General features: G+C 52.4%; 12 protein-coding genes. 10 read left to right on the top strand and 2 right to left on the bottom strand.

What is annotated here, in order from left to right; all coding sequences use genetic code 11:
- The first annotated feature begins 241 nt into the window (after positions 1-241).
- From ACT3RT_RS01640 to htpX, 4 genes are all read left to right on the top strand, one after another.
- Positions 242-739, top strand: a complete 498-nt coding sequence (locus ACT3RT_RS01640; RefSeq protein ID WP_185690162.1) for a GAF domain-containing protein — start codon at positions 242-244, stop codon at positions 737-739.
- Between the two features lie 95 nt (positions 740-834).
- Positions 835-1,521, top strand: coding sequence for an RNA chaperone ProQ (gene proQ, locus ACT3RT_RS01635; protein WP_034791228.1), 687 nt, complete (start codon positions 835-837; stop codon positions 1,519-1,521).
- Between the two features lie 19 nt (positions 1,522-1,540).
- A complete protein-coding gene (gene prc, locus ACT3RT_RS01630) occupies positions 1,541-3,610 on the top strand; it encodes a carboxy terminal-processing peptidase (protein ID WP_396130396.1) in 2,070 nt (689 codons plus the stop codon).
- 290 nt (positions 3,611-3,900) lie between these two features.
- Entirely contained in the window at positions 3,901-4,782 is an 882-nt protein-coding gene (gene htpX, locus ACT3RT_RS01625; protein WP_353502472.1) for a protease HtpX, read from the top strand.
- A gap of 82 nt (positions 4,783-4,864) precedes the next feature.
- Here the strand turns inward: htpX and ACT3RT_RS01620 are convergent, their stop codons facing one another.
- Positions 4,865-6,259, bottom strand: a complete 1,395-nt coding sequence (locus ACT3RT_RS01620; protein ID WP_496202403.1) for an MFS transporter — start codon at positions 6,257-6,259, stop codon at positions 4,865-4,867.
- Positions 6,260-6,498: 239 nt separating this feature from the next.
- Between ACT3RT_RS01620 and kdgR the strand changes: the two genes are divergently transcribed.
- Positions 6,499-7,296 carry a DNA-binding transcriptional regulator KdgR gene (kdgR, locus tag ACT3RT_RS01615; protein ID WP_496199993.1) on the top strand — a complete coding sequence of 266 codons (798 nt, stop codon included), beginning with the start codon at positions 6,499-6,501 and terminating at the stop codon, positions 7,294-7,296.
- 62 nt (positions 7,297-7,358) lie between these two features.
- Here the strand turns inward: kdgR and ACT3RT_RS01610 are convergent, their stop codons facing one another.
- The gene (locus ACT3RT_RS01610; protein WP_353502470.1) at positions 7,359-8,111 is read right to left on the bottom strand and encodes an IclR family transcriptional regulator; all 753 of its coding nucleotides are present in this window, start codon (positions 8,109-8,111) and stop codon (positions 7,359-7,361) included.
- 401 nt (positions 8,112-8,512) lie between these two features.
- On the opposite strand from ACT3RT_RS01610, the gene ACT3RT_RS01605 reads away from it, so the two are divergent.
- The 5 genes from ACT3RT_RS01605 (at position 8,513) to ACT3RT_RS01585 (ending at position 12,039) form a co-directional block, all read left to right on the top strand.
- Complete coding sequence (locus ACT3RT_RS01605; protein WP_353502469.1) at positions 8,513-8,905, top strand: RidA family protein; 393 nt, start codon at positions 8,513-8,515, stop codon at positions 8,903-8,905.
- A gap of 135 nt (positions 8,906-9,040) precedes the next feature.
- Entirely contained in the window at positions 9,041-9,877 is an 837-nt protein-coding gene (locus ACT3RT_RS01600) for an ABC transporter substrate-binding protein (protein ID WP_353502468.1), read from the top strand.
- 49 nt (positions 9,878-9,926) lie between these two features.
- On the top strand, positions 9,927-10,664 hold the full coding sequence (locus tag ACT3RT_RS01595) for an amino acid ABC transporter permease (protein ID WP_496202402.1): 738 nt from the start codon (positions 9,927-9,929) through the stop codon (positions 10,662-10,664).
- Positions 10,661-11,305 (top strand): amino acid ABC transporter permease, encoded by a 645-nt coding sequence (locus ACT3RT_RS01590; protein WP_496202401.1) that lies wholly within the window; start codon positions 10,661-10,663, stop codon positions 11,303-11,305. Before ACT3RT_RS01595 ends, ACT3RT_RS01590 begins: the two co-directional genes overlap by 4 nt.
- On the top strand, positions 11,302-12,039 hold the full coding sequence (locus ACT3RT_RS01585; RefSeq protein ID WP_485901110.1) for an amino acid ABC transporter ATP-binding protein: 738 nt from the start codon (positions 11,302-11,304) through the stop codon (positions 12,037-12,039). Before ACT3RT_RS01590 ends, ACT3RT_RS01585 begins: the two co-directional genes overlap by 4 nt.

Here is a 12,039-nt window from a genome sequence, read left to right as displayed (position 1 = left end):
TAGATTTGCCTGTTGTTATCATTGTACTTACCCTGAAATGCTCTACAGGGCAGGGATGTTAAGATCTGTCAGGTATTTTTAACAAAATAACGTATTATGCGGTCGGCAAACAGTCATTGTAGGTCAGTCTTTTTGAAGTGACATAGGATTAACCTTGTTCAGATGAGTATTTAATGCTTATTTTATAGGGGTTAAGCACAACATATCGGCTGACTGCCCTTGGGTCATTATTGGTTATTACATGAATAAACAAGAATTCTACGCGGAATTAAAACGTGATCTGAACGCGCTTATCGCCGGAGAGAACAATTTTATTGCTACTCTGTCGAATGCCAGCGCCTTACTTTATGAGCGTCTTGAAGGGGTTAACTGGGCTGGATTCTATCTTATGGATGGTTCCACACTGGTGCTTGGACCTTTTCAGGGCAAAATTGCCTGCGTGCGCATCCCGGTGGGAAAGGGCGTTTGTGGGACTGCCGTGGCTGAAAACGCCGTGCAGCGCGTCGGTGACGTGCATGCGTTCCCCGGGCATATCGCCTGTGACGCAGCAAGTAACGCAGAAATCGTCTTACCGATTAGCGTTAATGGCACAGTGATTGGCGTCCTGGACATCGATAGCACCGTCTATCAACGCTTCGACGAAGCGGATGAACAAGGGCTGACAGAGTTAGTTGCCGGGCTTTGCCAGCATCTGCAAAACAGCGATGCAGCAAAATATGTCAATCTGATCGCAAGTTGATCTACGGATAACGTGGCATTTAACGGTGGCGTCATTATAATGACGCCTGTTCATGCCTGCGCCGGTTGGCAAACCCGTTGTAATCAGGAAATTTCATGGAAAATCAACCTAAGTTGAACAGTAGTAAAGAAGTCATTGCCTTTTTGGCCGAGCGTTTCCCGCTCTGTTTTAGCGCCGAAGGCGAAGCTCGTCCTTTAAAGATCGGTATTTTTGCGGATTTGGTCGAGCGCGTGCAAGGCGAAGAGAATCTGAGTAAAACTCAGCTGCGCTCTGCTCTGCGTCTATATACCTCAAGCTGGCGTTATTTGTACGGCGTTAAAGTTGGCGCACAGCGCGTTGACCTTGACGGTAATGCATGTGGTGAGCTGGAAGAACAGCACGTCGAACATGCCCGTAAACAATTAGAAGAAGCGAAAGCTCGTGTTCAAGCACAACGTGCTGAACAACAGGCTAAGCGTCGTGAAGCGGGTGAAGCCGAACCACGTCGTCCACGTCCGGCTGCTAAAAAACCTGCGCCGCGCCGTGAAAACGCGCCTGCTGCTGTAGCTGGTCAAGAAAATCGCAAACCACGTGCACCTCGCCCACCGCGTGAGGAAAAACGTGAACCGCGTCAGGTGCCAGTCACAGATATCTCAAAACTGCAAATTGGCCAAGAGATCAAAGTGAGAGCCGGTCAGAGTGCTATGGACGCCACCGTTTTGGAAATTGCCAAAGACGGTGTTCGAGTTCAGCTCTCTACGGGTCTGGCGATGATCGTGCGCGCAGAACACTTGCAGTTCTGATACGGAGGCCAACTCAGGCATGAACAAATTTGTCAGATTAAGCGTTATTGCAGGTCTTTTGTTGTCAGGAGCCAGTCTGGTTAACACCAGTTATGCGAACGATAGTGCCCCGGTAACTATCGACCAGCTCAAGCAACTGACACAAGAGCCTCAGGACGCAACGGTAAGCGAGCGTGTTACGGCACGCTTTACCCGTTCGCATTATCGTCAATTTGACCTTAATGCAGATTTCTCCGCTAAGATTTTCGACCGTTACCTCAACATGCTCGATTATGGCCATAACGTTTTGATGGCCTCCGACGTAGCTCAGTTCGCTGATAAACGCAGCACGCTGGGTGAGGAACTCAAAACGGGTCAACTGAATACGCCTTACGCGTTGTTCAATCTGGCTCAAAAACGCCGTTTCGAACGCTATACCTATGCGTTGGAAGTGCTGGCGCGCCCAATGAATTTCACGGGCAACGACACCATCAATCTTGATCGCGCAAAAGCCCCTTGGCCGAAAGATAAAGCCGAGTTGGACAGTCTGTGGGATGCCAAAGTCAAATATGACGAGCTGAACCTCAAGCTGACCGGGAAAACCGATCAGGAAATTCGTGATGTGCTGACCAAACGCTATCGTTTTGCGATGAAGCGTCTCACCCAGAGCAACAGCGAAGATGTTTTCCAGTTGGTGATGAATGCCTTCGCGCATGAAATCGACCCTCATACTAACTATCTGTCTCCACGCAGCACCGAGCAGTTCAATACCGAAATGAGCCTGTCTCTGGAAGGTATTGGTGCCGTGTTGCAAGGCGACGATGATTATACCGTGATCAACTCGATGGTAGCAGGCGGCCCGGCGGCCAAAAGCAAAGCTATCGCAGTGGGTGACCGTATCGTCGGCGTTGGACAGGTAGCCACCAGCAAAGGCGTGGTTGATGTGATTGGCTGGCGTCTCGACGACGTCGTCGCTCTGATCAAAGGCGCGAAAGGCAGTAAAGTTCGCCTCGAAATCCTGCCTGCTGGTAAAGGAACTAAAACCCGTACTGTTATTTTGACTCGCGAGAAAATCCGTCTGGAAGACCGCGCCGTTAAGATGACCATCAAAAAAGTTGGAAACGAAAAAGTCGCCGTGATGGATATCCCGGGCTTCTACGTTGGCCTGACTGATGATGTCAAAGTGCAGCTGCAAAAAATGGCCAAGCAGGATGTCAGCAGCCTGGTTATCGATTTGCGTACTAACGGTGGCGGTGCATTGACCGAAGCCGTGTCCCTATCTGGCCTGTTTATTCCAAGCGGCCCGGTAGTGCAGGTGCGTGATAACAATGGCCGCATTCGTCAGGATAGCGATACCGACGGCGTTGTTTACTACAAAGGCCCGCTGGTGGTGCTGGTTGACCGCTTCAGTGCTTCTGCGTCAGAGATTTTTGCCGCTGCAATGCAGGATTACGGCCGTGCTCTGATTGTGGGTGAACCGACCTTCGGTAAAGGTACTGTGCAGCAATACCGTTCTCTAAACCGTATTTATGACCAGATGCTGCGCCCTGAGTGGCCTGCGCTGGGCTCTGTTCAGTACACCATTCAGAAGTTCTATCGCATCAACGGCGGCAGTACTCAGCGTGAGGGCGTAACCCCTGACATTCTGATGCCTACCGGGATTGAAGCGATTGAAACAGGCGAGAAGTTTGAAGATAACGCCTTGCCGTGGGATAGCATCAGTGCTGCCACCTACACCAAGACCGGCGATCTGAAACCTTTCGTACCTGAACTGCTGAAAGATCACGATGCACGTATCGCCAAAGACCCAGAGTTCCAGTACATCCAGCAAGATATCGCGCGCTACAAAGCGTTGAAAGATAAGCGTGATACCGTCTCTCTAAACTACGCCCAGCGTGATAAAGAAGACAAAGAGGATGATGCAACGCGCCTGGCTCGTCTGAACGAACGTTTCAAACGTGAAGGTAAGAAGCCGCTGAAATCTTTGGATGAGTTACCTAAAGATTATGTCGCTCCAGACCCGTACCTTGATGAAGCTGACAACATTGCCGTTGAACTGGCTAAGCTACTGAAAGAGCAGGGCGACAAAGCCCCCGCTGCCAGCAAATAAGTCCTGACTTCGGTCGACACGAAAAGCGCACTCCGGTGCGCTTTTTTATTGCCTGTGATCCAGCGACGGGGCGAGCCGCAGCGAACCCGTGGCGCTGTGAATATGCACAATTGTGGATAAATAAATGAGAGCAAACGCTGCAATTTGTAAAGTATTGTGATTTTAGGGGCATAACGGCGTCCGACTCTTGAATCTGCACCATAAGCCCATAGGATCTAGGCAGGTCGATGAGTTTTGTCGATTTTCACCTGACAATAAAAAACGAAACAACAATGAGGAAGTGACATTTTATGATGCGTATAGGGTTGTTCCTGTTAACTAACCTGGCGGTCATGCTGATTTTCGGTCTGGTGCTGAGCCTTACGGGCATTCAGTCAAGCAGCGTGCAAGGTCTGATGATCATGGCCGGTCTGTTCGGGTTCGGTGGCTCCTTCGTATCCTTACTGATGTCTAAATGGATGGCGTTACGTTCGGTTGGTGGCGAAGTCATCGAACAGCCGCGCAACGAAACCGAGCGCTGGTTGGTTGAAACCGTGCGTCGCCAGTCTCAGCAGGCGGGCATTGCCATGCCACAGGTGGCGATTTATCACGCGCCGGACATCAACGCCTTTGCTACCGGCGCACGCCGTGACTCATCTCTGGTTGCCGTTAGTACCGGCCTGCTGCAAAGCATGAGTCAGGACGAAGCCGAGGCGGTTATCGCCCACGAGATCAGCCATATTTCCAACGGCGACATGGTCACCATGACGCTGATTCAGGGTATCGTGAATACCTTCGTTATCTTTATTTCTCGCCTGATTGCTCAGGTGGCGTCTGGTTTCCTTTCCGGCAACCGTGATGGGGAAGAGAGCAACGGCGGTAACCCGATGATTTACTTCGCGGTCGCCACCGTGCTTGAACTGGTATTCGGTATCTTGGCCAGCATCATCACCATGTGGTTCTCGCGTCACCGTGAGTTCTACGCCGACGCAGGTTCCGCCAAACTGGTTGGCCGCGAGAAGATGATTGCCGCGCTGCAGCGTTTGAAAACCAGCCATGAGCCGCAAGAGGCGGGCAGCATGATGGCGTTCTGCATTAACGGTAAATCCAAGTCGTTCAGCGAGCTGTTCATGTCGCACCCGGCATTGGATAAGCGTATCGAAGCGTTACGCAGCGGCCAGTACATTAAGTAATAACTCTTGGTGACTCGCTAAAGAAAAACCCGGCTCAGTTGGCCGGGTTTTTTTATGTCTGCGAATTGTTGAACCTGCACGGTTAAGATTTCTCCGCCGCTTCCTTCTGACTGGCCGTTTGCTGGGTCATACGCATAAAGCTGACCAGCGCGCCGCCGCCCGCCAATGTGCCGGCAAGGATCAGCGAGGCGTGAGTGCCATGGTCCGGGAACAGGTTGAACATCAGGGCTACCAGCGCCGCGCCGGTGGTCTGGCCGAGCAGGCGCGCGGTGCCAAGCAGGCCGCTGGCTCCGCCGCTGCGGTTACGCGGCGCGGAGGTAATAATGGTGTGGTTGTTTGGCGACTGGAACAGACCGAATCCGGCACCACAGATAAACATGCGCCACACGATGTTCAGATTTGACGGGTCATGAGGCAGCATCGACATTGAATAAAGGCCGAAGGAGAGCACAATCAGCCCGATACCGCCGAGCATTCCCGGATGGAAGCGCTCGACCAGACGGCCAGAAATAGGTGCCATCACCATGGTAGCGAGAGGCCACGGGGTGAGCAGCAGGCCGGTGGAGACAGAATCCAGCCCCAGCGTATTCTGCAAGAAGAACGGCAGCGACACGAAAGCCAGCATCTGCGCGCTGAATGAGCACAGCGAGGTGCCGAGCGACATAGCGAAAATCGGAATGCGCAGCAAATCGACCGGCAGCAGTGGGAAAGGGCGCGACAGCTGGCGGCGCACGAAGAACCAGCCGATGATCATCATCGCCACCACTTCAGCCAGCACCAACAGGCGATTTTGCCCCTGAGCGAAGCCGCTGATGGCGGTGATCAGCAGACCGAAGGTCAGGGCGTTCATCAGGCTACTGGTGAAGTCGAAACGCTGGCCCTGACTTTTGGTGCTGTTGGCAGGCAGGAACTTCAGCCCCAGCGCCAGCGCGGCGATACCAATCGGCAGGTTGATAGCAAACAGCCACTGCCAAGACGCAATCGACAAAATCCCCGCCGCCACGGTCGGCCCGGCGGCAGATGAGACGGCGACAATCAGGGCGTTGATCCCCATTCCTCGCCCGAGAAAACGCTGGGGGTAAATGATGCGGATCAGCGCGGTATTAACACTCATGATCGCCGCAGCGCCAAACCCCTGTAAGATGCGCGCAATAGTCAGGGTGGTCAGCGAGTCCGACAGGGCGCAAAACAGCGAGGTAATGCTGAAAACTAACAATCCGGTCTGATAAATACGGCGATAGCCAAAAATATCCCCCAATGACGCCAACGACAGCAGCGAAATCGTTACTGCGAGCTGGTAGGCATTGACCACCCAAATCGAAGATGCCGGGCTGGCGTTCAAATCTTTCGCAATGGTCGGCAGTGCCACGTTGGCAATCGCGCCATCGAGCACGGAAACGGTAATGCCGAGAGCGATAGCCAGAATCGCCCCATAGCGTTGAGGAACGGGAAGCCCGTCATTTGGCGTGAGTGTCATGAATGAGTGTCGGCATTAGGGGTAATAATAAGAGGAAATATTATCACGCTAATGACTCTGGAGTGCCAACCGCGATTACTATGAATACTTAGTAATATTGTAAGAAAAGTTATGAAATATTTAGCGCCAAACCTCAGCTTTTCTTCTGGATGATTGCGGTTCTCAAAAGCTTGCCATTATAATGAAAACTGTGTTCTATTTTTTTTGAAACAAAACTAAAGCGGGCAGGTAAGAGAGTTATGGCTAACGCAGATCTTGATAAACAACCGGATTCCGTCTCCTCAGTTCTGAAAGTTTTTGGCATTTTGCAGGCGCTGGGAGAAGAAAGAGAGATTGGTATTACTGAACTTTCGCAACGCGTGATGATGTCGAAAAGTACCGTCTATCGCTTTTTGCAGACGATGAAATCGCTAGGTTATGTGGCTCAGGAAGGCGAGTCTGAGAAATATTCTCTCACCTTGAAGTTATTTGAGCTGGGCGCGAAGGCGTTGCAGAACGTCGATCTTATTCGTAGCGCGGATATTCAAATGCGCGAGCTGTCTCGCTTAACCCGCGAAACCATTCATCTCGGCGCACTGGATGAGGACGGCATTGGCATCGTTTATATTCATAAAATCGATTCCATGTACAACCTGCGGATGCATTCTCGCATTGGTCGCCGCAACCCGCTGCATAGCACCGCCATTGGTAAAGTGCTGCTGGCGTGGGGTGAGCGAAGCGAAGTGGATTCATTGTTGTCAGAAATGGAATTTACCCGCAGTACCGAAAACACGCTGCTTGATGCGGACGCGCTGCGTAACGCGCTGGTGAAGGTTCGCGAGCAGGGCTTTGGCGAAGATATTGAAGAGCAGGAGCAGGGGCTGCGTTGTATCGCCGTGCCGGTGTTTGACCGTTTCGGCGTGGTGACTGCCGGTTTGAGTATCTCCTTCCCGACCATTCGTTTCTCTGAAGAAAGCAAAAACGATTATGTCAGCATGCTGCACACCGCGGCGCGCAACATCTCCCAGCAGATGGGCTACCACGACTACCCGTTCTAATCCGCTGGCTCCCCTAACTCGTGTTAAACCAGGTTAGGGGAGACGGCCACCCACTAGGGAAATTAGGTTAAGTCAGAGAGCTTACGCCCGGCGTCGATCAGCTCTTTCAGCAGCATCTGGCGGCGCTCCTCTGGCGTGTCGCGACTGACCATAAAGCAGATGGCGGCCACCGCCTGCCCCCCGCGAGAGCGAATCGGCGCGGCCATGCAGCAGGTAAAGCTCTCTGATAGGCCTTCCGTCATGCAATATCCCAAATGCCCCGCGTAGTGGATCTCGTTGAGAAACGTCTGTTTATCCAGGATCTGACCATTGGCGAGCTGGTAGTCTTCTTCCGGGATCAGCTTGAGAATATCGCTATCCGACCAGTTGCTCAGCAGCAAGCGCCCGGTCGCTGTCCAGGTAATGGGCACTCGCACGCCGATATCTGAGGTGATTTTGAACGGATGCGCGTTACTTTCTGAGAGCACCACGGTGTATTTATTGCCTTCCAACATACAGAGTTGAACGGTTTCTCCATGGCGTGCCACAATCTCTACCATCAACTGATGAGCCCGGCGGATCAGGTCATTGTGCGCCATGTAGTCTGCACCGTAATAGTGCATCTCGCGGCCGAAAAATACCGCGCCGTCGGCATCTAACTCCAGCAGGCCAGCGTCACCCAACAGGCTCACCAAGTCATAGACGCTCGAGCGTGGAGCCCCGGTCGCTTCAATCAGATCCCGCATCGCCATGGGCCTGCCGGCAATATGCAATTGGCGAAAAATATCGATAACCCTGTCAACACCGCGCGCCCGCGATACTTTCTCATCTGGCATAAGCCAACTCCTCTGTGGTAATGGTGCGGACGGAATATATTCAACGCATCATACACGGCCCGATGAATTTAACCCATCCCCGGCGTTAAAGAATTAATCCTGATATCTATTTAAAGAGAAATAACCTGTTCTATTTTGGTGCCCCATTTTAGCGCGCTGCAATTAATGGCGGCAGAAGAAATAAGATAAAGATCACATTCTCATCCAGAGGCGCAGTGTGAAAGTTTTATTTATGAGACGCAGAACACATCGCCGAAAACTAATTAATCCAGTGCATATTGCAAAAGCTCATTTCATATGCAAATCTGAAGTTGTCCGGTATCAGAGATTGATGTCCAGTATATCGGACGATTGATGTGTCGATGCAGGCACAGCATTTTCCCACACAGGAGCAGTAATGCATGGCGATTAAACGTTACGGTGTAGAAGGTGGAACAGGCACGGGCGGCCAGAAACTCCCCTTCGCACGGGCCGTAGAGGCCGATGGCTGGTTATATATCTCCGGCCAGACGCCGATGCTTGACGGCGAAGTCGTCGAGGGTGGCATCATTGAACAGACCCAACTGGCCTTCGACAACTGCTTAACCATCATGCGCGAAGCCGGTTATCAGGTAGAAGATGTGGTTCACGTCACGGCGGTATTAACTGACGCGCGCTATTTCAGTTCATTTAATAAAGTATTCAGTGAGATATTTAAAGGTAATCCTCCAGCCCGTATTTGTAGCGTTCAAGATTTAGTTGTGGACTGTAAAGTAGAAGTGGATATGAAATGCTTCCGCTCTGATCGTAAATAATTATTTCAATTAAATTTGGCTATCGATTTATTTAATACTACGACCGCACCGGGACAGTATTTATTCTCACCTGCTTTTCATTTTTCTGTGAAATTATTTTTCATATCAGTCTCCATTTACATAAAGAGAGAAAAAATGAATACAACATCGCTGAAAGTAAGTGTCAAAGCCGCTGCCACCACCTTGGCATTGCTCATTCTGGCAGGCTGTACGCCGACCGACGATAAAAAAGCAGCCGGCGCTGCGCCGCAATCTGCCCTGCAAACCGTGCTTCAGCGCGGCACGCTGCGCGTTGGCGACTGCCTGAGTTTCGCGCCATTCGGTTTTTACGATAAAGATAATAACCCGGACGGCTATGACGTTGATTTAGCCAAAGCCCTCGCCAAAGAGATGGGCGTTAAGCTGGAAATGGTCAATACCACCAGCGCCAACCGAATTCCAAACCTGCAAACCAATAAAGTCGACGTGGTGTTCTGTAACTTCACGCGCAATCTTGATCGCGCTAAAGAAATTACCTTCACCAACCCTTACGTGGTGGCGAGTGAAGCGATGCTGGTGCGTAAAAATAGCGGTATTCAATCTGCCCATGATATGGCGGGTAAAACTATCGCGACGGTGAAAGGCTCAACCAACGGCGATGAAGTGCGCAATCTGGGTATTAAAGTCAATATTCAGGAATATGACTCCTCGCAGGCTGCCATTCTGGCGGTGAAACAGGGTCAGGCCGACGCCATGATTGAAGATAACAACTTCCTGGCGTATCAGGCCAAGCTCGACCCTACATTGGCCGTGACCAATGAGGCGCTGGTGCCTCTTGAGTACAACGCCTTTGCCGTGAAACAGGGCGATCAGGTGTGGGCTAACTATTTGAATGAGTTCCTCTTCGAGATTAATGCCTCTGGCGACAACGCCACGCTGTATCAGAAATGGTTTGGCAGCAAACCTCGCTACCCGCTGAATCCACAATATTGATAGTAAAGGGCGCGGCAGTTGATGCCGCGCCACTCGAAGGAGTAGAACCATGAGTTATCAATGGCTAACCCTGTGGCGCTATGGCGATACGTTTCTTTCCGCCGCGTGGCTGACCCTGCAAGTCACTATTATCGCCTTTGCGCTGGCCTTAGCGCTGGGACTTATCTCGGCGTTGGCGAAGTCATCCCGTCTGGCGGTGGTGCGCTGGATAAGCCACTGCTATGTCGAATTTATCCGTAACACGCCGGTATTGTTGCAGATATTCATCATTTTCTTCGGCCTGCCTTCCATGGGTATCACCATGAGTGCCTTCACTGCAGGGGTATTGGCGCTGGGGATTAACGTCGGGGCGTATCTGTCAGAAACCTTTCGTGCGGGTATTCAGTCAGTGCCGAAAGGCCAGCTAGAGGCCGCGTGGGTGCTGGGCATTCCGAAAAGTCAGGTGTTTATCAGCGTGGTGCTGCCCCAGGCCGCGCGGGCAGTATGGCCAGCCATCATTAACAACCTGATCCAGCTGCTGCTGGGTACTTCGCTGCTGTCGGCCATCGCGCTGCCGGAACTGACCGGCACGGCCACGGTGATTAACGCCCGCACGTTGCTCTATATCCAGACCTTCAGCATCGTGACGGTTATTTATCTGCTGTTTAGCAATATCTTCTCGTGGCTGGGGAGTGTGGCGGGGCGGAAGTTATTCCATCCGGCGCTGGTGACCTCGAGTAAAAGAGCCATATGGCGGCAGCCATTGAAATGGCTGACCCACACCGCGAAAGGAGGGAAAACCTCATGAGTGATTTAATCACCAGTTCTTTACCCATTCTGCTGCAAGGCTTGGGGATCACTTTAATGCTCTCGGTGGCGGCCATTATCGGCAGCACCTTGCTCGGCCTGCTGGCGGCGGTATTGCGCACCAGTAATCTGCCGATAGCCAAGCAGATCGCCGTGCTCTATACCGAGCTGTTTCGCGGCACGCCGGTGCTGATAACCCTGATGTTTATCTATTTCGGCGTGGCCTACTTCGGCTATGACATCAACCTGTTTGCGGCGGGCATTCTGGGCCTGAGTATTTACCAAGGGGCTTATATCGCCGAAGTGTTTCGCGGCGGGATTGAAGCCGTGCCGAAAGGCCAGTGGGAAGTCTCATGGATCCTTGGTCTGTCAAAACGCCAAACCTTTATGAGCGTGGTTCTGCCACAAACCCGTGGCATCGTGCTGCCGCCGCTCGTCGGCCAATATCTTTCTCTGATTAAAGATACGTCGATTGTCAGCATGATTGGCATGTCCGAGTTGATGCACCAAGGTCAGGCGATTGTTGACCGCGTCGGCCAGCCGGTGGTGATTTACGGCCTTGTTTCCTTGCTCTATTTCGCGGTTTGTTTCCCGCTTTCCCGTTGGGTTCAACATCATCAAACCAGGAGTCAGTTATCATGAGTAAACCCGCCATTATGCTGAATAATGTGACGAAATCCTTCGGCTCAACCCAAGTGCTGAAAGAGATCAGTCTGGACGTCTCACTGGGCGAGGTGCTGGTGCTGATTGGTGCTTCTGGCTCCGGGAAAAGTACCGTGCTGCGCATCATGAGTGGTCTGGAAACCGCCGACGGTGGCGAAATCTGGGTCAACAATGTGCCGCTGCATGACAATAAGCGCTCCCGCGAGATCTGCGGCCACGTCGGCATGGTGTTCCAGCAATTCAACCTGTTCCCACACAAAACCGCGCTGGGCAATGTCACGCTGGCGCTGATTAAGGCGCAAAAGCTCTCCGTGGCCGAAGCCAACAAGCGCGGCATGGCGGCGCTGGCGCGCGTCGGCCTGTCCGAGCGTTCACACCATTATCCGGCCCAGCTCTCCGGCGGCCAGCAGCAGCGCGTGGCGATCGCCCGTGCGCTGGCGGTCGAACCCAAAATCATGTTCTTTGATGAAGCCACGTCGGCACTCGACCCAGAGCTGGTGGGCGAAGTCATGGAAGTGATGCGCAGTCTGGCCCGCGAGGGTATGACCATGGTGGTGGTGACCCATGAGATGGGCTTTGCGCGTAAAACCGCCGACCGCGTGGTGTTTATGGACCAAGGCGTGATTGCCGAGCAGGGCACCCCGGAGCAGATTTTTGTTAATCCGCAGAATCAGCGTACCCAGCAATTCTTATCCCGCGTGCTTGAGCACTAA

Origin of the sequence: Ewingella sp. AOP9-I1-14 (genome assembly GCF_052375995.1) — a bacterium.
In the GTDB taxonomy this organism is placed as follows: Bacteria; Pseudomonadota; Gammaproteobacteria; order Enterobacterales; family Enterobacteriaceae; genus Ewingella; species Ewingella allii.
Note: the sequence above shows the minus strand (reverse complement) of the source record. Positions and strands in the feature narration are given on the sequence as shown.